This window comes from Stenotrophomonas beteli (genome assembly GCF_001431665.1).
Taxonomy (GTDB): domain Bacteria; phylum Pseudomonadota; class Gammaproteobacteria; order Xanthomonadales; family Xanthomonadaceae; genus Stenotrophomonas; species Stenotrophomonas beteli.
This window is the reverse complement of the sequence record NZ_LLXV01000058.1, coordinates 27,220-48,287: the sequence shown is the minus strand read 5'-3', so window position 1 is coordinate 48,287 and position 21,068 is coordinate 27,220. Positions and strand designations below refer to the sequence as shown.

Here is a 21,068-nt window from a genome sequence, read left to right as displayed (position 1 = left end):
AGTCGAGCCATGCTCGACTGGCCTTTTGTAGAGCCGAGCCCACGCTCGGCTGGCGCGCTCGCGCAACCGGAGCAGAACGCAGCCGAGCATGGGCTCGGCTCTACAACACCGGCCCATTCAGCGCGCGACACGCTGCGACCGCCCATCCGCGCTAACATGCAGGTTTTCCCCCGCAGGAACGCCCCGCATGAACTCGCGCAGCCCCCTTACCGTCGCCCTGATCCAGGAGCGCAACCACGGTGACGCCGCCGCCAACCTGGCGGTGATCGAAGCACGCGTGGCCGAGGCGGCTGCCCAGGGTGCCAAGCTGGTGCTGCTGCAGGAACTGCACAACGGCCCGTACTTCTGCCAGCACGAATCGGTGGATGAGTTCGACCTGGCCGAGCCGATTCCGGGCCCGAGCACCGAGCGCCTGGGCGCGCTGGCCAAGAAGCATGGCGTGGTGCTGGTCGGCTCGCTGTTCGAACGCCGCGCCGCCGGCCTGTACCACAACACTGCGGTGGTGTTCGAGAAGGACGGCACGCTGCTCGGCAAGTACCGCAAGATGCACATCCCGGATGACCCGGGCTTCTACGAGAAGTTCTACTTCACCCCGGGCGACATCGGCTTCACGCCGATCGATACCTCGGTGGGCCGCCTCGGCGTGCTGGTGTGCTGGGACCAGTGGTACCCGGAAGCGGCGCGCCTGATGGCGCTGGCCGGCGCCGAACTGCTGCTGTACCCGACCGCGATCGGCTGGGACCCGGATGACGTGCAGGACGAGAAGACCCGCCAGCGCGACGCGTGGGTACTGAGCCACCGTGGCCATGCCGTGGCCAACGGCCTGCCGGTGCTCAGCTGCAACCGCGTCGGCCACGAGGCCTCGCCGCTGGGCGCGTCGGGCATCCAGTTCTGGGGCAACAGCCACGTGCTCGGCCCGCAGGGCGAGTTCCTGGCCGAGGCCGGCACCGACGCCACCGTGCTGCTGTGCGATGTCGACCTGCAGCGCAGCGAGCATGTGCGCCGGATCTGGCCGTTCCTGCGTGATCGCCGCATCGACGCATACGGTGACCTGCTCAAGCGCTACATCGACTGAGCCGGAGCCCGCGCATGGCCGTCCTCATCCGTGATGCCGGCCCGGCCGACATCGACGCGATCACCGCGATCTACGCGGTGGAAGTGACCGACTTCGTCAACACCTACGAGTACGACATCCCGGACGCGAACGAGATGCTGCGCCGCATGCGCGACATCATCGACCGTGGCTTCCCCTACCTGGTCGCCGAGATCGACGGCCAGGTGGCCGGCTATGCCTACGCCAACACCTACCGCACCCGCATCGCCTACCAGTGGACGGTGGAGAACTCGGTCTACGTCGATGCCACGTTCCAGGGCAAGGGTGTGGGTACGCGCCTGTTGCAGGCCCTGATCGACGCCTGCACCGCACGCGGTTACCGGCAGATGGTGGCGGTGATCGGCGAACCCACCAACACCGCCTCCATCAAGCTGCACGAACGCTTCGGCTTCCACCTGGTGGGCGTGTTCCAGGGCCTGGGCCGCAAGCACGGCCGTTGGCTGGATACCGTGCAGATGCAGCGCGCGCTCGGCGATGGCGCCGGCACCGCACCTTCCAATGAATGAACCCATGACCGAAAACCTTCCCGAAACCAACGACGACCTGTTCGCCGGCCAGCCGGTGCGCGTCGTTGAACGCGACGGTGTGCGCTACACCCTGCTGGGCACCGCCCACGTCTCACACGCCAGCGTGGAGGCCGTGGAAAAGGCCATCGACAGCGGCCGCTTCGACGCGGTGGCGGTGGAACTGGACCCGCAGCGCCTGCAGGCACTGAGCGATCCGGATACGTTGGCAAAACTCGATCTGGTCGAGGTGATCCGCAAGGGCCGCGTCGCCCTGTTCGCCGCCAACCTGGCGTTGTCGGCCTACCAGCGCCGCCTGGCCGAGCAGCTGGGCATCGAGCCGGGGGCCGAGCTCAAGCGCGCGGTGGAACTGGCCCGCGAACGCGACCTGCCGGTGCACCTGATCGACCGCGAAGTGGGCCTGACCTTCCGCCGCGCGTCCCAGCGGCTGGGCTTCTTCGGCAAGCTGAAGCTGGTCGCCGGGCTCGGCGCCGGCCTGTTCTCGTCGGAAGAAGTGGGCGAGAACGAGATCGAGAAGCTCAAGCAGGGCGACATGCTGGAGTCGAGCTTTGGTGAGTTCGCCAGCGAGAGCCCGGCGCTGTACGAAACCATCATCGGCGAGCGCGACCGCTACATGGCCACGCGCCTGCGCGAAGTGCACGACCCCCGGCAGCGCGAAGTGCTGGCCGTGGTCGGTGCCGGTCACCTGGCCGGACTGGCGCGCTACCTGGAAACCGACACCGACGCCCCGGCGCCGCTGCGCGCAGAGCTGGAAGCGGTGCCGAAGAAGCGCAACATTCCCTGGTTCACGCTGGGCATCCTGGCCATTGTGATCACCGGCATCGCAGTGGGTTTCTACCGCGGCGGGCTGGGCGTGGGCACCGAACTGCTCGCGACCTGGGCGATGTACACCGGCGGACTGGCCGGCCTCGGCTGCCTGCTGGCCGGCAGCCATCCGCTGAGCATCCTCACCGCGATTGTGGTGGCACCGTTCAAGCCGTTCCGCCTGAGCATCCCGACCGGTGCGTTCTCGGCGCTGGTCGAAGCACGCCTGCGCAAGCCGGCCTACGAAGACTTCCTCAAGCTGCGTGACGATGCGCAGAGCCTGAAGGGCTGGTACCGCAATCGGGTCACGCGCGTGGTGCTGACCTTCATGCTGACCAACATCGGCAGCATGCTGGGCCTGTGGCTGACCGCCGGCCGCGTGTGGGGCAAGGTCGCCGGCTGAGCCGGACGCAGCCGACCCACGGCGGCGCCCGGCTCAGCCCGGCGGCGCCCTCGCTATACTGCGATCCTTCCCCGGATGGATTCCAGCAATGGATGCATATGACGCGCTGATGCGAGACGGTTACGTGGTGGTCCGCCAGGCCATTGCGCCGGCCCTGGTGCAGGACATCAACCAGCGCATCGCCCGCTTCAAGCAGCGCAATCCGAAGGCGGTCAGCCGCAATCTCGATGCACACCAGCGCTTGTACCGGGTGGTCAACCTGCACCTGGTGGTCGATGCGATCACCGGCCTGCTCACCGACAACGCAGCCATCGACGTCTGTGACCGCTTCCTGGGCGAGCCCACCACGCTGTATACCAGCCTCTACTACGAGCGCGGCTCGGAACAGCCGCTGCACCGTGACACCCCGGTGTTCTGCACCTCGCCCGGCGAACGCTACCTGGGCGTCTGGACCGCGCTGGATGCGGTGGACGACAGCAACGGCCCGCTGCGTGTGGTGCCGGGCAGCCATCTGCTGCCCGCCATCGACGTCCAGGCGTTGCGCCAGCAGGTGTTCGGTGATGGGCCGGTCAGCCCGATGTCAGGCGAAGGCTGGGCCGCTTACCAGGATGCGGTGGCGCGCCAGTGCGAAGAGGCCGGGCTGCAGGCGCAGCCGGTACATGTGCAGCCGGGCGATGTGATCGTGTGGCACCCGCAGCTGTTCCATGGCGGCGCGCCGCATCTATCGGCCGGTACCCGTCGCAGCGTGGTCATGCACGTCACTCCGAAATCGATGCCGGTCGGCCACATGGACGTGTTCTACGGCGCCGTGCCCGCACAGAGCAAGGCACCCTGGCGCTACTACCGGCGCGGCGAGCGTGAGATCGCCCGCTTCGGCCAGGTTGATTTCGGCCATGAATACACGCGGCGTACCTGGTTCCTGCGACGCGCCTGAAAAAAGGGGGAGGCCGCCCCACTACGACCGGCCTCCCCCACACCACAACACGTTGTCGCGCATTACAGCCGGGCAGCGCCCGGCTCTACCCTTTCCACTCCGCGCGCACGGCGGATCAGCCGTGTCACGGCACTGCGCAGGTCATCAAGCACCGCGTAGATCGTCGGCAGGAACAGCAGGCTGACCACGGTCGAGAACGCCAGGCCGCCGGCAATCGCGCGCGCCATCGGTGCGTACTCCGGGCCATTGCCGAACATCTGCGTGTCGGTCAGCGAGATCGGCACCATCGCCAGGATTGCCGTGCCCATGGTCATCATGATCGGGCGCAGGCGTTCGCGCGAGCCTTCCACCAGCGCCTGGGTGCGGCCCATGCCGCTGCGCCGCAGGTTGTTGATGTGCTCGATCATCACGATGCCGTTGTTCACCACCACGCCCATCAGCACCAGGATGCCGATGAAGGACATGATCCCGAACGAGGTGCCGGTGATCCAGAACAGCCAGAACACGCCGAAGATCGAGAACAGCACGCCGCTCATGATCGCCGCCGGGAACAGCAGTGACTCGAACACCGCCGCCATCACCACGTAGATCATGACCAGCGCGATCAGCAGGTTGAACACCATCTGCTGCATGGCCTCGTCGTCGTTGCCGTAGTCACCGCCGTCGAAGGTGAAGCCATAGCCGGCCGGGAAGTTCATCGGCTTGAGCACCGCCTCGATCGCCTTGCGGCCATCGGGCGCGGTGACCTTCTCGGCCAGGTTGGCCTTGATGGTCAGCGTGGTCTGCCGGTTGGTGCGGCCGATCTGGGTGGCCGACGAGCCGACGTCGACCGTGACCAGGCTCAGCAGGGGGACGCTGCGGCCATCGCCGGTGCGCACGCTGAAACCGGCCAGGTCTTCCGGACTGCTCTGCTCTGCACCGGCGAAACGCACCCACACCGGTACTTCGTTGTCGCCACGACGGAACTCGCGCATCGGTGCACCGCGCAGCGCCAGGCCGACGAAGCTGGCGACCTGTTCGGCATTGAAGCCAAATGCTGCGGCACGCTCACGGTCGACGCGCACCTTGAGTTCGCCGCCCTTCTCGCCGTTGTCGATGCGCACGTCGCGCAGCTCGGCACGCTGCGCCAGCAGCGGCACCACTTCCTGGCCGATCTCCTGCAGCATCGAGCTGGAGTCACCCACCAGCTGTACCTGCACGCCCTGGTTGCCGCCGCCCCCGCCATCGCCGCCCTGGTTGCCGACGAAGTAGTCGGTACGTGCCGATTTCGGCAGGCCCTTGCGCAGCTCTTCCTGCAGCGCCTTGATGTCCTTGGCGTACTTCTCGTCCAGGGTGACCACGGTGGAGCTGCCCTCCTGCTCGCTGTACCAGGAGTACACCTGCTGCACGTGCAGGCGCTCGCGGTTCTGGTCGATCCAGTTCTCCACCCGCGCCACTTCCTCGGACATCTGCCGGTAGGTGTAGGCGCCCTTCCACATATAGCCGATGAAGATGTCCTTGCCGCCCTCGCCCCCGAACATGTCGACCTTGGTCAGCTTCATCGGCACCAGGCTGACCAGTACCACCAGCAGGATGCCGAGCAGGCTCCAGCCACGGTGGCGCAACGACCAGTCCAGCAGCCGGGCGTAGCGCCGCTGCAGGCGTGCGATCACGCCGGTCTGCGAGTGCACCAGCCTGGGCGTGGCCATGCGTGCGGACAGCATTGGAATCAGGCTGACCGCAACCAGCCAGGACGCCAGCAGCGAGACCGAGATGGTGATGGCGATCTGCGCCATGAAGATGCTGATGTTGTTGGTCTCGCCGAACAGGTTCGGCACGAACACGATGCAGTGGCACAGGGTGCCCGCACTCAGGGCGATGGCCACGTTGCGGGTGCCGATGATCGAGGCCAGGCGCGGCTGATCCGGCATGCGCTCGCGTTCCTGGTAGATGCTCTCCACCACCACCACGGCGTTGTCCACCAGCATGCCCACCGCCAGCAGCAGGCCCATCATGGTCAGGATGTTCAGCGTCACCCCGACGAAGTACATGAAGCCCAGGGTGATGGTGAAGCAGATCGGAATGGCCAGGGTCACCATCAGCGTCGATGGCCAGTGGCGCAGGAAGAAGAACAGTACCGTCACCGACAGGATCAGGCCGACCGCGCCGGCCTCGGCCAGCTCCAGCAGCGAGGAGGTCACCGCCTTGCCCTGGTTGTCGATGACCTTGATCTGCACGTCGCGCATCGACGGCTGCGCGCGTATCGCCTCGACTTCGGCCAGTGCCGCGCGCGAGACGTCCACCAGGTTGGCGCTGCGCTCCTTGAAGATGTCCAGGCCGACGGCCGGATTGCCGTCCAGGCGGCGCCCATAGTTCATGCGCGCCGGCTTCAGTCGCACGTCGGCGATGTCGCCCAGGCGCAGGCCCTTGGCATTGATCACCAGGTCGCGCATCTCCTGCAGGTCGGTGATCTCGCCCACCGGCTGCACGCGCACGCGCTGGCCGTTGTCGTCGATCTGCCCGGCCGAGATCGAGAAGTTCAGCGTGCGCAGGCGCTCGCTGAGTTCGTTGATGCTCAGGCCATGCGCGTTGAGGCGGTTCGGATCGATGGCGATCTCCACCTCGTTCGGCGGCGCGCCGGTGATGTCGACCCGGGCCACGCCCGGAATGCGCTCGATCCGGCGCTTGAACTCGCGGTCGAGCATGTCATAGGCGGTGGTCAGGTCGGTGGTGCTGGCCAGGCGCACCTTCAACACCGGCTGGTCGCTGCTGGACCACTTGAACACGTTGTAGCGCTGCAGGTCGTCAGGCAGGTCGCTGCGGATCGCGTCGATGCGTTCACGTGCATCGGAGGCGGCGATGGCGATATCGCGGTCCCAGTCGCTGAACTCGATGTAGATCAGTGCCGCCTCGGAGGTGGCCGACGAGCGCATGCGCTTGATGCCGGTCATCGTCGCCAGCGATTCCTCGACCGGGCGGATGATGGTCCGCTCCACTTCCTCCGGGGTTGAGCCGGTGTAGGGAATCTGCACGAACAGGAACGGCGCGGAAATGTCCGGCAGCGCCTCCAGCGGCAGCCGGAACGAAGCAATCAGGCCAATCACCACCAGCGACACGAAACACATGATGGTGGTGACCGGGCGGCGGATGGAGAACTCGGCAACGCTCATGCCGGTTCCTCCGCGCCCGCCGCACTGCCTGCGTCACCCGGCTCGACCTCGCCGGCATGCTTGCGGCCACGCTCGCGGTAATAGGCATCGCCGCGGCGGTCCATCAGGTCGTACACCACCGGGATCACCAGCAGGGTCAACAGGGTCGAGACCAGCAGGCCGCCGATCACGGTGATCGCCATCGGCGCGCGCACTTCGGCGCCCTCGCCCATCGCCACCGCCAGCGGCAGGAAGCCGAACAGCGTGCACAGGGTGGTCATGATGATCGGCCGCAGGCGCGAGCGCGCACCCTCCACCAGCGCCTCATGCTTGGCCACGCCGGCTTCGCGCAGCTGGTTGACCTTGTCGATCAGGATGATCGCGTTCTTGGTGACCAGGCCGACCAGCAGGATCAGGCCGATGAATACCACCACCGAGATGGGCTTGCCGGTCAGCATCAGCGCCAGGATCGCGCCGACCAGGGCCAGCGGGATGGTGAACAGGATCACGAACGGGTGCAGCAGCGATTCGAACTGCGAAGCCATCACCAGATACACCAGGAAGATCGCCAGCCCGAAAGCGAAGATCAGCGACTTGGCGGCCTGCGCCAGCTCCTCGCCCTGGCCGCCGATGTGCAGGCCGACGCCCGCGCCCAGCGGTTGCTCGGCCACCATCTGCTGCACTTCGCGCATGGCCGCGCCCAGGTCGATGTCGCGCAGGTTGGCCGACACCACTGCGACCCGGGTCTGGTCGGCACGATGGATCTCGCTGGGGCCGGTGGTGGCAACCACGTCGGCCACCGCGTCCAGGGTGACCGGACGGGTGCTGCCCGGATTGACGATCAGCCGGCGGATGCTCTCCACGCTGGCGCGGTCGCCTTCCTGCGCACGCACCAGCACGTCGATCTTGCGGTCGCGGAAGCTGTAGCGGGTGGCGACGTCGCCGCGCACCTTCTTCACCACCACATCGGCGATCTGGCGGGTGGTCAGGCCCAGCGCACCGGCGCGTTCCTGATCGAAGCGGATCTGGATTTCCGGGAAGCCTTCCTCCACCGTCGACTTGACGTCGGCGTAGTGGGCGTTGCCACGCAGCATCGCCGCCAGGCGCTGGCCGGCCACTTCCAGGGTGGCCATGTCCTGCCCGCGCAGTTCGATTTCCAGCGGCGTAGAGAAGCTGAACAGTGCCGGCCGGGCAAAGTCGACCTGCGCACCGGGGTGCTGGCTCATGGTGTCGCGCAGGCGCTCGGTGATCGCCGCCTCGGTACGCGGATTGCCGCCGCCTTCCATCACCACGGTCAGCTTGCCGATGTTCTCGCCGCTTTCGGTCGGGCTGGCATCCAGGCGGGTGCCACTGCCGCTGACACCGTACAGCGAGGCCACACCTTCACCCTTGCCGTGCGCCAGCTGCAGCTCACGTACCAGCGCGTCGGTCTGCTTCAGCGGGGTGCCGGCCGGCAGCTTCACGGTCATCTCGAAGCGATCCTGCGCCAGCTGCGGAATCAGGTCGGCACCGAGCATCGGCACCAGCGCCATGGTCGCCACGAAAATGACGGTGGCCACGCCCAGTACCTTGCCCGGATGCGCCAGCGCGCTCGGCAGCAGGCGCAGGTAACCGCGTTCGGCACCGGCATAGGGCTTCATCGCCAGGTCGCTGGCCTTGCGCATCACCGGGCCAATCACCGCCACCACGCCGCGCCACAGCCGCACCACCAGCCAGGCCAGCGCATAGAAGCCCCAGCGCGCGGTTGCGACCACGCCACGACGGCCCAGCGCGACCGGCTTCTGCCAACGGTTCTGCGGCTGCCACGCCGCATTCGGCGCTTCCTCGGGGAACGCCAGCGGCGGCTGACCCTTCAGCGAGCTCAGCATCGGGATGAGTGTCATCGACACCAGCAGCGAGATCGCAATGGCGATCGCCACGGTCAATGCCTGGTCGCGGAACAGCTGGCCGGCGATACCGTCGACGAACACCAGCGGCAGGAACACCGCGATGGTGGTCAACGTGGAGGCAACCACCGCCATGCTGACCTCGCGGGTACCGGCGATGGCCGCCTGCAGGACGCCCAGCCCGCGCTCGCGGGCCTTGGCAATGCTTTCCAGCACTACGATGGAGTCGTCCACCACCAGGCCGGTGGCCAGCGCCAGGCCGCCCAGCGACATCACGTTCAAGCTCAGGCCAAGCTGGCCCATGAAGAAGAACGTGGCGATGATCGAGACCGGCAGCGACAGGCTGATCACGAACGTGCTCCAGCCATCGCGCAGGAACAGGAAGATGATCAGGATCGCCAGCAGGCCGCCGATCACCGCATCCTTCTTGACGTCGGCGATGGCGTGCTCGATGAAACGTGACTGGTCCTCGATGGTGGTCAGCTCGACATCCGAGGGGAACGTGGCCTTGATCTGCTCCAGGCGCTTGCGCAGCGCCTCGGCGGTGGCCACCGTGTTGGCGTCGCCTTCCTTGTAGATGGCCAGCTCGACCGATTCCTTGCCGCCCAGGCGGATGATCGCTTCGCGTTCCTTGTAGCCCTGGCGCACGCTGGCCACGTCCTTCAGGCGCACGGGCACACCATTGGCGACCACGCTGGAAGCGCCGCCGGACGAGGCGCTCTGCGCCGCCGACGCCGCCGCGATGGCGGCCGCCGAACCGGTCGAGGCAGCGATATTGAACATCTGCTGCAGCGCCGAGTCGGCCGCATTGCCGTTGGACGCCTGGGTGGTGACCAGCAGGTTGCGGATCTCCTCCAGGTCGGCGAACTGGTTGACGGTGCGCACCAGGAAGCGCTGCGAGCCCTCCTCCAGGCGGCCGCCGGAGATGTTGATGTTCTCGTCCTTCAGGCGCTTGATGACGGTATCGATCGGCAGGTTCAGCTGCGCCAGCTTCTGCTGGTCGATGTCGACCTGGATTTCGTCTTCCAGGCCGCCGCCGACCTTCACCGCCGCCACGCCTGTGACCGGCTCGAGCTTCTTCTTCAGGTCTTCATCGGCGTAGCGGCGCAGGCCGGTCAGCTCGCGGATCGCGTCGGCGTCGGTTGCCGCCGCGGTCTTGTTCGACAGCACCAGGCGCATGATCGGCTCGGTGGACGGATTGAAGCGCAGCAGCACCGGCGCCTTGGCTTCCAGCGGCAGGTTGAGCGCTTCCATCTTGTCGCGCACCTCCAGGCTGGCCTGGTCCATGTTGGTGCCCCAGGCAAACTCCAGCACCACGTCGCTCTGGCCGGTGCGCGAGACCGACTTCAGCTTGCGCAGGTTCTTGACCACGCCCACCGCCTCTTCCACCGGCTGGCTGATCAGGGTTTCGATTTCGGTCGGTGCGGCACCGGTGTACTCGGTACGTACGGTCAGCGTCGGATAGCTCAGGTCCGGCAGCAGATTGACCTTGAGGTTGCCCAGTGCGATCAGGCCGAACAGCAGCAGCGTGACGGTGCACATGGCGATGGTGACGCGGCGGCGGGTGGCGAACTCCACCAGCCCGCCGCGCATGCCGGAGGCGGCGCGCTCGCTCGCCGGCGAGGCACCGTGGTCGTGGCCCGGGGTGGTCATTGCGTGCTCCCGGCCTTGTCTGCCGGCTTGGCGGCCGGCGTGCCCGCCGCTGCCACCGTCTTCGCCTTCGGATCAGCAATCACCTGCACCACGGTGCCATCGCGCAGCGCGACCTTGCCGGCGGTGACCACCTGATCACCGGCCGCCAGGCCCTCACGGATCTCCACCCACGGCCCCTCGGCGTAACCCAGCTTGACCGCGACGCGTGCGACCTTGCCTGCGCGCACCCGGAACACGGCCGGTTCGCCGTCGTCGAGCAGTGCCAGCCGTGGTACCACCAGGGCATCTGCGCGCTGGTCGTAATCGATGCGGATGCGCCCGAACATGCCCGGCTGCAACGCATGCGCAGCGCCATCGAAGGCGCTGACCACGCGGAACGTGCCACTGCCTGAATCGACCACCGGTGCGATGCGATCGACGGTGCCGGTGAAGCTCTGTCCCGGCAGCGCGTCGGCCGCCAGCGTCACCGGCTGGCCGGGGCGCAGGGTGGCCAGTTCGCGCTCGGGCACGTTGAGCGTGGCTTCCAGTCGCGAGTTGTCGACGATGCGGAAGATCGGCGTATTGATCTGCACGAAGTTGCCGGTCTTGATCGACCGCGACGCGATCACGCCGGAAATCGGCGCCACCACCGTGGTGTAGGACAGTTCCAGCGTGGCCAGGCGGTACTGCGCGCGCACGTTTTCCAGGTCGTAACGCAGCTGGTCGACGTCGGCCGCGCTGACCATCTGCTGGCCCACCAGCTTCTGTGCGCGCTGGTAGTTGTTCTCCAGCTTGCGCATCTGTGCTTCGCTCTGCGCCACGGCCAGGCGTGCGCGGTCCGGGTCAAGGCGCACCAGCGGCTGGCCGGCGCTGACCCGCTGGCCCTCTTCGACCAGCACCGCCAACGCCACGCCGGAGGTCTTGGCGACCACCTGCGACTCGGCGCGCGGCTCCAGCGCGGCGGTACCGGTGTAGCTGGCCGCAACCGCGCGATGGCTGGCCACGGCCACTTCGACCGGCACCGCATCGACCTTCTTCTCGTCTTTGCTTTCAGCGGCCTTGGCTTCGGAATTGGGCCCTGCGGCGCAACCGCCCAGCAGCAGGGAGGTAGTGATCAGCAGTGCGGCAGTGCAGATTCCGCTGCGACGGCCAGACAGGAAGGTTGGGTGCGACATCGTCAGATCCCTGGAGGATGCGTGGGCAGGTGTGGTAGCAAAGTAATGCACCACTTCACGGCAACACCATATCCCAAAGGTCATGGTGTCTTCACGCCGCTGGTCGGCACGACCCCATTTCAGCTAGATGAAACCTGAGGCTATACTCGGGTCGTTCCGTACCCCACGCCGGAACGACCAGACCCGAATCCCCGGAAACGACACCATGCGCCCGCAGCCGCTCGCCGCTTGTCTCGCTCTGGCCGTCCTCCTGCCCCTTGGGGCCGCCGCACAGCCCGCTTCTACTCCTGCCACACCGGCCCCGGCCGCGGCTCCCGCCGCTGCGCCGCCGGCCACCGCCCCCACCGGCAATTTCGACAATGGCCGCGTGCTGGCCTACACCTGCCAGGGGTGCCACGGCATCACCGGCTACAAGAACGCCTACCCCAGTTACCGGGTGCCGAAGATCGGCGGCCAGACCCAGCAGTACCTGGCCCAGGCCCTGACCGAATACCGCCAGGGCAAGCGCCGGCATCCGACGATGCAGGCGCAGTCGATGAGTTTCAGCGAACAGGAGATCGCCGATCTCTCTGTTTACCTGTCCACCGTCAAGTAAGGCCCGCCCATGTCGAAAGCCGCGCATCCGATGCGTCACGCCATCGCCCTGTCCGTTGCCCTGCTGCTGGCCGCCTGTTCGCAGTCGCAGGTGGAAAACAGCGGGAAATCCGCCGCCGACCCGGGCCATGCCAGCGGCGAACATGGCTCATCGTCATCGGCCGGGCTGCCTGCAGGCCGCGAGGCCGCCGGCGAGGCCCGCGCCAAGGTGAAGGGCAAGGCCACCAACCAGAGCTGCATCGATTGCCACGGCGCCGACGGCAACGCGCCGATCGATCCGACCTATCCGAAACTGGGTGGGCAGTACGGTGACTATCTGGCACATGCCCTGCAGGCCTACCGCGCCGGTGACCGCCAGCACATGCTGATGACGCCACAGGCGAAGGACCTGAGTGATCAGGACATCGCCGATCTGGCCGCGTACTTCGGCAGCCGGCCGAGCCAGCTGCGGGATCTGCACGGGGTCAAATGACCGCCGCCCCCCGGTGGGTGCGGACCGTTGGTGCGCACGGACCGTTGATTGGTGGGTGCGGACCGTTGGTCCGCACAGATCCGCACATCCACGCATGGCGTGGACTACTGAGCCGAGCGTGGGCTCGGCTCTACATCAACCGGCGCAAGCGCTGGCGCCGGTCAACACTCAGCCTTCCAGTTCTTCCCAGCGCGCGTAGGCGGCATCCAGCTCGGCCTGCACCTTGGCCAGCTGCTGGGTGTGTGCGGTAACTTCCGCACTGCTGCGGGTGTAGAACGCCGGGTCGTTCATCGCCGAGGTCAGGCCCTCGACGTCGCCTTCCAGCTTCTCGATGGTCTTCGGCAGCTGCTCCAGTTCGCGCGCTTCCTTGTAGGCCAGCTTGCGCTTGGGCGCGGCGGGAGCCGCAGCCGCCGGAGTGGCCGGTGCAGCGGCGGCCGGCTTGGCGGCCGGGGCCGCCGCAGGCGCCGCCACACTGGCCGCATAGCGCTGCCAGTCGCTGTAGCCACCCACGTATTCGCCGATCACGCCATCGCCCTCCATCACCAGCGTGGAGGTCACCACGTTGTCGATGAAGTCACGGTCGTGGCTGACCAGCAGCAGGGTACCGGTGTACTCGCCCAGCAGCTCTTCCAGCAGCTCCAGGGTTTCCACGTCCAGGTCGTTGGTCGGTTCGTCCATCACCAGCAGGTTGGACGGCTGGGCGAACAGCTTGGCCAGCAGCAGGCGGTTGCGCTCGCCGCCGGACAGGCGGGTGATCGGCGCACGTGCACGTTCCGGGGTGAACATGAAGTCCTGCAGGTAAGCATGCACATGCTTGCGCTTGCCGTTGAACTCGAGGAAGTCCCGGCCTTCGGCCACGTTCTCGATCGCGCTCCAGTCTTCGCGCAGCACCGCACGGTACTGGTCGAAATAGGCGATCTGCAGGTTGGTGCCCGCATTGACCTCGCCCTTGGCCGGCTGCAGGTCGCCCAGCAGCAGCTTGAGCAGCGTGGTCTTGCCGCTGCCGTTGGGGCCGATCAGGCCGATGCGGTCGCCACGCATGATGGTGGTGGTGAAGTCGCGGACCATGGTGCGCTCGCCGAAGGCGAACGAGATGTCCTTGACGTCGATGACCTTCTTGCCGGAGCTGACGCCCTGTGCGGCTTCCATCTTGACGTTGCCGCTGAGATCGCGGCGCTGCGAACGCTCCACGCGCATCGCCTTCAGGCGGCGCACACGGCCTTCGTCACGGGTGCGACGGGCCTTGATGCCCTGCCGGATCCAGACTTCTTCCTGCGCCAGCAGCTTGTCGAAGCGCGCGTTTTCCTGCGCCTGCGCATTGAGGCGTTCCTCGCGACGACGCTCGTAGTTGGCCCAGTCGCCCGGCCAGCTGGTGACCTGGCCTCGGTCGATCTCGACGATGCGGGTGGCCAGCGCACGCAGGAAGCGGCGGTCATGGGTGACGAACACCACGCTGCCGCTCCAGCCCTTCAGGAACGCTTCGAGCCAGTCGATGGCTTCGATGTCCAGGTGGTTGGTCGGTTCGTCCAGCAGCAGCACGTCGGGGCTGGAGACCAGCGCGCGGGCCAGCAGCACGCGGCGCTTCATGCCGCCGGACAGGCGGCCGAACTCGGCCTCGCCGTCCAGGTCGAGCTTGGTCAGGGTTTCGCTGACGCGCTGGTCCAGGCCCCAGCCGTTGGCGGCGTCGATCTTGGCCTGCACGTTGCCCAGCGCTTCGCCATCGAAGACCTCGGCATGGCTGAGGTGGTGGAATTCGGCCAGCCATTGGCCCAGTTCGCCGAGGCCATCGGCGACGACGTCGAACACCGAGCCGGCCGCGCCATGTGGCACTTCCTGCTCCAGGCGGGTGACACGCACGCCTTGCTGCACGCGGACTTCGCCGTCATCGGGCTTGTGGTCGCCGGACAGCAGCTTGAGCAGGGTGGATTTGCCGGCGCCGTTGCGGCCGATCAGGGCGATGCGTTCGCCCGGTTCGATCGACAGTTCGGCCTTTTCCAGCAACAACGGGCCGCCGACGCTGAAGTCGACGTTCTGCAGAGTAATCAGAGGCATCCCCATAGTGTAAGGGCTGGGGAGGTCAGCCGGAATCGCTGCCGCGACCTGCGCGATGCCGCTTGGTGATGTCGCCCGGTGATGCCACCCGGTGATGCCACCCGGTAGAGTCGACTGTTAGTCGACTGCTCTTCCCTGACACCCGCGAAAGCCCGCGCTGCGCGCGATAGTCGACCAACGGTCGACTCTACCCAAAAGGCGCAGCTACCCCTCCACCTCCCCCAGCAACGCCTGCAACCCCGGCAGCCATTGCTTGCCCGGGTGGCGTACCAGCCACAGGGTGCGTTGCAGCGGAGGCAACGGGGTCTCGAGCACGCGCAGGCGGCCCAGGGCCAAGGGCTCTTCCAGCGCGTGGCGCGAAAGACAAGCCAGGCCGAGGCCGGCGATGGCCGCCTGCTTGATCGCTTCGGTATTGCCCAGTTGCAGGGTCTGGGCGAAACCGCGCAGGTGCGGCAGCAGCGCCTGTTCGACGGCTTCGCGGGTGCCGGAACCGGGTTCGCGCAGCAGCCAGCGTGCGCGGCGCAGCTCGTCCAGCGACCAGCGGGCGGGGGCGTCGGCGGCCGCCACGATCACCAGCGGATCCTGCTGCCAGGCCGTGACCTGCAGGCCGCGCTCATGGCACGGGCCTTCAATCAGGCCGGCATCCACATCCAGGCGCTGCACGGCGGCGACCACGCCCGCACTGTTGTCGATGCGCAGGTCGACCTCAGCCTGCGGTGCCTGCTGTAACAGTTCGGCGATGCGCGGCGGCAGCAGGTAGTTGCCGATGGTGGTACTGGCCGCCAGCACCAGCCGCAGCGGCGCGCCCCGCGCCGGGTCGCCGCCGGCGGCCAGCTGCCGTTCCAGATCGGCGGCGTTGACCAACAGGGTGCGCGCCGGCTCCAGCAGCGCACGGCCGTGCCCGTTCAGGGCCAGGCGGCGGCCGATGCGGTCGAACAGCGGGGTGCCGAAGTGCGCCTCCAGTTCCTGCAGGGCGGCGCTGCTGGCCGACTGCGAGAGGGCGATGGCCTGGCCGGCGGCGGTGGTGCTGCCGTGGTCGGCGATGGCGACGAAGACCTGCAGCTGGCGCAGCGTGAGGCGCATGATCATTACCCGCTTTATAGGTAGATTTCACCCATATTATTCGTTTTACAGGTCAGTCACAGAGGCGCACGCTTGCTCCCATCACTCCAGCCCCGCCCTGCCATGAATGCCCCTGCTCTCTCCCCCTGGTCCCTGCCCGCCCTGCGCCAACGCTGGCAGCCGCGCCTGCCCGGCCTGCTGCTGGTGGGCCTGATTGCGGCGGCGTCGCTGTACCTGGCCGAGCTGCGGTGGCTGCAGGCACATGGCCTGAGCGCGCTGACCGTGGCCATCGTCGCCGGCATCGTGGTCGGCAACACGTTCTACCCGCGGCTGGCACCGAGCAGCGCGGCCGGTGTCGGCTTCTCCAAGCACTGGCTGCTGCGCGCCGGCATCGTGCTGTACGGGCTGCGCCTGACCTTCCAGGACATCGGCCAAGTCGGCGTCACTGGCGTGCTGATGGACGTGCTGGTGGTTGCCAGCACCTTCGGCCTGGCCTGCTGGCTGGGCGTGCGCGTGTTCAAGATGGACCGCGAGGCAGCCATGCTGATCGGTGCCGGCAGCGCGATCTGCGGCGCGGCAGCGGTGATGGCCGCCGAGCCGGTGGTGCGCGGCCGCGCGGCGCAGGTCACGGTGGCCGTGTCGACAGTGGTGGTGTTCGGCACGCTGGCAATGTTCCTGTACCCCGCGCTGTATGCGCTGGTGCAGTCGCACGGCTGGCTGGCGATGGACGCACGGCAGTACGGCCTGTTCACCGGTGCGACGGTGCATGAAGTGGCACAGGTGGTGGCGGCAGGCCGTGCGGTCAATGAAGCGGCGGCTGATACGGCGGTGATCACCAAGATGGTGCGGGTGATGCTGCTGGCGCCGTTCCTGGTCGCGCTGTCGCTGTGGCTGGCGCGTGGCGGCAAGGCCAGCGCCGACGGCAGCAAGGCGCGCATCGTGGTGCCGTGGTTCGCTTTTGGTTTCGTGGCAGTGGCCGGGTTCAACTCGCTGCATCTGCTGCCGGCGGGCCTGCAGGCGGGGCTGGTGCAGCTGGATACCGTGCTGCTGGCGATGGCGATGGCCGCGCTGGGCCTGACCACCCACGTCTCGGCGCTGCGCCAGGCGGGCCTGAAGCCGCTGCTGCTGGCGCTGATCCTGTTTGCCTGGCTGCTGTTGGGCGGGCTGGCGATCCACCAGGGTGTACTGGCCGTGCTGGGCTGAGCAGGAGCGTGCCGACCAGGGCCGGCACGCACCAGTAGAACCACGCCCTGCGTGGATGACGACTCCACCCGATCAGGCGGGAGCGGCCGCGCAGGCAGGTACAATGCGCCATGACTGACTTTTCGACCCTGCCGCTGAGCCCGGCCCTGCAGCCCGGCCTGGATGCCCTCGGCTACACCACTCTCACCCCCGTGCAGGCGCAGAGCCTGCCGGCCATCCTGGATGGCCGCGATGTGATCGCACAGGCGCCGACCGGCAGCGGCAAGACCGCCGCCTTCGGCCTGGGCCTGCTGCAGGCCATCGACCCCAGCCTGATCCGCGTGCAGGCGCTGGTACTGTGCCCGACCCGCGAACTGGCCGACCAGGTCGGCAAGCAGATCCGCAAGCTGGCCACCGGCATTCCGAATCTGAAGCTGTTGCTGCTGGTCGGTGGCGTGCCGCTGGGTCCGCAGCTGGCCTCGCTGGAAGGCCATGATCCGCATGTGGTGGTCGGCACGCCCGGCCGCGTGCAGGAACTGGCGCGCAAGCGCGCGCTGAATCTGGGCGCGGTGCGCACGCTGGTGCTGGACGAGGCCGACCGCATGCTCGACATGGGCTTCGAGGAGCCGATCCGCGAGATCGCCGGCCGCACCCACAAGGACCGCCAGAGCCTGCTGTTCTCCGCCACCTTCCCCGACAGCATCCGCGCCATGGCGCGTGACCTGCTGCGCGACGCGGTGGAAGTGACCGTGGAAGGCGCCGACCAGGCACCGGCGATCCGCCACCTGTTCTGCGAGGTGGAACCGGCGCACCGCCAGAAGGCGCTGGCCGGCCTGCTGCTGAAGTACACCCCGGAATCGGCGGTGGTGTTCTGCAACACCCGCAAGGACGTGGACGAGGTTGCCAACTCGCTGCAGCAGTTCGGCTTCTCCGCACTGGCCCTGCATGGCGACATGGAGCAGCGCGACCGCGAGGAAGTGCTGCTGCTGCTGGCCAACCGCAGCTGCAACGTGCTGGTGGCTAGTGATGTGGCGGCACGTGGCCTGGACGTGGAAGAGCTGGCGGCGGTGATCAACTACGAGCTGCCGACCGACGTGGAGAGCTACCAGCACCGCGTGGGCCGTACCGGCCGTGCCGGTGCCAGCGGCCTGGCGATCAGCCTGGTGGCCGGCCGCGAGAAGACCCGTGCCGACGCCATCGAAGCGCAGATGGGGCAGCCGCTGGACTGGCAGAAGACGCCGCTGGCAACCTCGCGCCCGGCCGAACTGCCGCAGGCCGCGATGCGTACGCTGCGCATCGACGGCGGCAAGACCGACAAGCTGCGCCCGGGCGATATCCTCGGCGCGCTGACCGGCGACGCCGGCCTGTCCGCCAAGTTCATCGGCAAGATTGCGATCTTCCCGACCCGTTCCTATGTGGCAATCGCGCGGGAGCAGGCCAACAAGGCCGTGGCCAGGCTGGAGGCCGGCAAGATCAAGGGCCGTCGTTTCCGCGTGCGGATGATGTGATGGCCTGACCGCGTGGGTGCCAACCCAGGTTGGCAACTACCGGCTCCTGGCCATTCGCTCTGGTAGATGCCAACCTGGGTTGGCATCCACCCTTCGATCAGAACACCAGTTCGGTGTGCAGCGGGAGCCCCGCTTCCCAGCGCGCGCGACCACCCAGGCCGTCCAGCTCGACCAGCACGCCGGCGCCGACCACGTCCACACCCAGGCGACGCACAAGCGACAGCGCCGCCACCAGCGTACCGCCGGTGGCCAGCACGTCATCGATGATCGCCACGCGCGCGCCGGTCGGCAGCGCATCGGCATGCACTTCGATGCAGTCGCTGCGGTACTCGAGCGTGTATTCCTCGCGCAGCACCTGGCCGGGCAGCTTGCCCGGCTTGCGCACCGGCACGAAGCCCACCCCCAGTTCCAGCGCCATCGCGGCGCCGAGGATGAAACCACGCGATTCGATGCCGACCACCGCGTCCAGCTTCTGGTCGCGCCAGCGGTCGGCCATCGCGGTAATCGCGCCGCGGAAGTCCTCGCCGTGGGCGAGCAGCGGCATGATGTCCTTGAACAGGATGCCGGGCTTGGGGAAGTCGGCGATGTCGCGCAGGCGGGAGGCCCACTGCGGAGCGACGATGGCGTCGGTCATGTCACATTGGCTGTCTGATGGCGGCATAGGGTACCTGTTCCGGGCGCCGCCTGCCTGTTGGGGGTGTCGGCCGGGCTGCGCCCTGCACCTGCTGAGAGCTGGAGCAACAGCAACAGCAGAAGCGGGCTTCCTGTGGGTAGGCGGGGTGGGTCCGGTTGCGGGGGACGCCGTAAATACGTCCATGTAGGCTCGGTCGCCGCTTGCTCGTGTGCGCAGGAAAGCGCACACGAGCAAGCGGCTGCCACGCCTACAGGGACGTACTTGCGGCGTCCCCGCACTCCGGCACCGACCCGCCAAACCACGGAATCCGCTTTTGCTCTGGTTTTTGATCTGGCCTCTGCAGGTGCAGGGCGCAGCCCTGCCGAAACCCACCCTCAGGAACTGCAGGACAGCATCGAGCAGCCGGCGCGGTCGTCGGCCCACGCTGGGCGCTTGCCGGCATAGTGCTCCAGGCCGGCGCGCTCGGTGTATGGATCGCGCAGCACGTCCTGCAGTGCATGAACACCGCCGAGGTCGCCCTGCTCGGCACGGTCGATCGCCTCCTGGGCCAGCCAGTTGCGCAGCACGTACAGCGGGTTGGCCGCTGTCATCTTCGCCAGGCGTTCGCCGGCCGACAGCGGGTCGCTGCACAGGCGCGCCGCGTAGTCCTGCAGCCACTGCTGCAACGGCGCGTGCACCGCCTGCTGGCGCGCCTCGTCGTAGTAAACGGCGTTGAGCAACGCTGCATCCGGCGCGGCCGGATCGAGCCGCATCAGTGCGCGCCAAGCCAGAGTCATGTCCATGGCGCCCTCCTGCATCAGCTGCTGCCAGCGCTGATAGAGCTGCAGGTCGTCATCGTCGGCGGCAGCCAGCCCCAGTTTGGCTGCGGCATCGCGGCGGGTACAGGCCACGAAGGTGGACTGGTAGGCCGCCAGGCCCGCCTGCAACGGCGCCACATCGGCAAACAACGGCGACAGCGCCTGCGCCAATCGGCCCAGGTTCCAGTACGCCACCTGCGGCTGCGTGCCGAAGCGGTAGCGGCGGCCCTGCGCGTCGGTGGTGTTCGGCGTCCAGTCCGGATCGAAGTCCTCGACCCAGCCGTAGGGACCGTAGTCCAACGTCAGGCCGAGCACGGACAGGTTGTCGGTGTTCATCACGCCATGCACGAAGCCGACGCGCATCCAGTGCGCGATCATCTCGGCGGTGCGCACCGCGATCTGCACGAACCAGTCGCCGTACAGTGCCTCGCCCTGCCCTTCAAGCTCGGGGAAGTCGCGCGCGATGCAGGCATCGACCAGCTGCTGCAGCAGGGCGGTTTCACCCCGCGACGCCGGCAGTTCGAAGGAACCAAAGCGCAGGAACGACGGCGACACCCGGCACACGATGGCGCCGGGCTCGGCACGCGGGTGGCCGTCGTAGAACATGTCACGCACCACGTCTTCGCCGGTACCGACCAGCGACAACGCGCGCGTGGTCGGCACGCCCAGGTGGTGCATCGCCTCGCTGCACAGGAATTCGCGGATCGACGAACGCAGCACCGCGCGCCCGTCTGCGCCACGCGAGTAGGGCGTCGGGCCTGCCCCCTTCAGCTGCAGTTCCCAGTGGCGGCCGTCAGGCGCCAGCAGTTCACCCAGCGAGATCGCGCGGCCATCGCCCAATTGCCCGGCCCAATGGCCGAACTGATGACCACCGTAGTTGGCCGCCCACGGCTGCATGCCGGGGTACAGCGCATTGCCGCCAAACACGCGCGCGAAGCCTTCGCTTTCCACTTCGGCGGTGGGCAGGCCAAGCATCCCGGCCACCTCCGGTGACCAGGCCAGCAGCGTGGGCGCCGCCGCCGGCGTCGGCATCACCGGCGACCACGCCGCGCCCAGCACCTCGCGGCGGCGTGGGCCGGATTCGGCGTCGCCCGGCAGGGTACGCCGCAGGCGGTTGTCGAAACGGGGGCTGTCGGTATCCATGCTGTTGAAGATGGGGACGCCCGC

At 67.7% G+C, this 21,068-nt stretch carries 15 protein-coding genes; 8 read left to right on the top strand and 7 right to left on the bottom strand.

Annotation, left to right across the window (positions count from 1 at the left end):
* Window positions 1-187 precede the first annotated feature (187 nt).
* From ARC23_RS15950 to ARC23_RS15935, 4 genes are all read left to right on the top strand, one after another.
* The gene (locus ARC23_RS15950; protein ID WP_049442792.1) at window positions 188-1,075 is read left to right on the top strand and encodes a carbon-nitrogen hydrolase; all 888 of its coding nucleotides are present in this window, start codon (window positions 188-190) and stop codon (window positions 1,073-1,075) included.
* 14 nt (window positions 1,076-1,089) lie between these two features.
* A complete protein-coding gene (locus tag ARC23_RS15945; RefSeq protein ID WP_057498109.1) occupies window positions 1,090-1,620 on the top strand; it encodes a GNAT family N-acetyltransferase in 531 nt (176 codons plus the stop codon).
* 4 nt (window positions 1,621-1,624) lie between these two features.
* Complete coding sequence (locus ARC23_RS15940) at window positions 1,625-2,845, top strand: TraB/GumN family protein (RefSeq protein ID WP_152985288.1); 1,221 nt, start codon at window positions 1,625-1,627, stop codon at window positions 2,843-2,845.
* A gap of 88 nt (window positions 2,846-2,933) precedes the next feature.
* A complete protein-coding gene (locus tag ARC23_RS15935; RefSeq protein WP_057498107.1) occupies window positions 2,934-3,779 on the top strand; it encodes a phytanoyl-CoA dioxygenase family protein in 846 nt (281 codons plus the stop codon).
* Between the two features lie 62 nt (window positions 3,780-3,841).
* Here ARC23_RS15935 and ARC23_RS15930 read toward each other — a convergent pair whose 3' ends face one another.
* From ARC23_RS15930 to ARC23_RS15920, 3 genes are read right to left on the bottom strand one after another with little or no spacing between them, the layout of a single operon-like run.
* On the bottom strand, window positions 3,842-6,928 hold the full coding sequence (locus ARC23_RS15930; protein ID WP_057498106.1) for an efflux RND transporter permease subunit: 3,087 nt from the start codon (window positions 6,926-6,928) through the stop codon (window positions 3,842-3,844).
* A complete protein-coding gene (locus tag ARC23_RS15925; RefSeq protein WP_238985260.1) occupies window positions 6,925-10,386 on the bottom strand; it encodes an efflux RND transporter permease subunit in 3,462 nt (1,153 codons plus the stop codon). Before ARC23_RS15925 ends, ARC23_RS15930 begins: the two co-directional genes overlap by 4 nt.
* Before the next feature lie 56 nt (window positions 10,387-10,442).
* Window positions 10,443-11,600 (bottom strand): efflux RND transporter periplasmic adaptor subunit, encoded by a 1,158-nt coding sequence (locus ARC23_RS15920; protein WP_057498104.1) that lies wholly within the window; start codon window positions 11,598-11,600, stop codon window positions 10,443-10,445.
* A gap of 205 nt (window positions 11,601-11,805) precedes the next feature.
* Here ARC23_RS15920 and ARC23_RS15915 point away from each other — a divergent pair, with 205 nt between their 5' ends.
* Together ARC23_RS15915 and ARC23_RS15910 are read left to right on the top strand one after the other, a co-directional pair.
* Complete coding sequence (locus ARC23_RS15915; RefSeq protein ID WP_057498103.1) at window positions 11,806-12,195, top strand: c-type cytochrome; 390 nt, start codon at window positions 11,806-11,808, stop codon at window positions 12,193-12,195.
* 9 nt (window positions 12,196-12,204) lie between these two features.
* The gene (locus ARC23_RS15910; protein ID WP_057498102.1) at window positions 12,205-12,666 is read left to right on the top strand and encodes a c-type cytochrome; all 462 of its coding nucleotides are present in this window, start codon (window positions 12,205-12,207) and stop codon (window positions 12,664-12,666) included.
* A gap of 168 nt (window positions 12,667-12,834) precedes the next feature.
* Here ARC23_RS15910 and ARC23_RS15905 read toward each other — a convergent pair whose 3' ends face one another.
* Entirely contained in the window at window positions 12,835-14,718 is a 1,884-nt protein-coding gene (locus ARC23_RS15905; RefSeq protein WP_057498101.1) for an ATP-binding cassette domain-containing protein, read from the bottom strand.
* A 204-nt stretch (window positions 14,719-14,922) separates the two neighbouring features.
* The gene (locus ARC23_RS15900; protein WP_057498120.1) at window positions 14,923-15,801 is read right to left on the bottom strand and encodes a LysR family transcriptional regulator; all 879 of its coding nucleotides are present in this window, start codon (window positions 15,799-15,801) and stop codon (window positions 14,923-14,925) included.
* Window positions 15,802-15,903: 102 nt separating this feature from the next.
* Between ARC23_RS15900 and ARC23_RS15895 the strand changes: the two genes are divergently transcribed.
* The gene (locus ARC23_RS15895) at window positions 15,904-16,983 is read left to right on the top strand and encodes a YeiH family protein (RefSeq protein ID WP_057498100.1); all 1,080 of its coding nucleotides are present in this window, start codon (window positions 15,904-15,906) and stop codon (window positions 16,981-16,983) included.
* 110 nt (window positions 16,984-17,093) lie between these two features.
* A complete protein-coding gene (gene dbpA / locus ARC23_RS15890) occupies window positions 17,094-18,470 on the top strand; it encodes an ATP-dependent RNA helicase DbpA (RefSeq protein WP_057498099.1) in 1,377 nt (458 codons plus the stop codon).
* Between the two features lie 97 nt (window positions 18,471-18,567).
* On the opposite strand, the gene ARC23_RS15885 is transcribed toward dbpA, so the two are convergent.
* Together ARC23_RS15885 and ARC23_RS15880 are read right to left on the bottom strand one after the other, a co-directional pair.
* On the bottom strand, window positions 18,568-19,104 hold the full coding sequence (locus tag ARC23_RS15885; protein ID WP_057498098.1) for an adenine phosphoribosyltransferase: 537 nt from the start codon (window positions 19,102-19,104) through the stop codon (window positions 18,568-18,570).
* 374 nt (window positions 19,105-19,478) lie between these two features.
* Window positions 19,479-21,044 carry a protein adenylyltransferase SelO gene (locus tag ARC23_RS15880; RefSeq protein ID WP_057498097.1) on the bottom strand — a complete coding sequence of 522 codons (1,566 nt, stop codon included), beginning with the start codon at window positions 21,042-21,044 and terminating at the stop codon, window positions 19,479-19,481.
* Window positions 21,045-21,068: the final 24 nt, after the last annotated feature.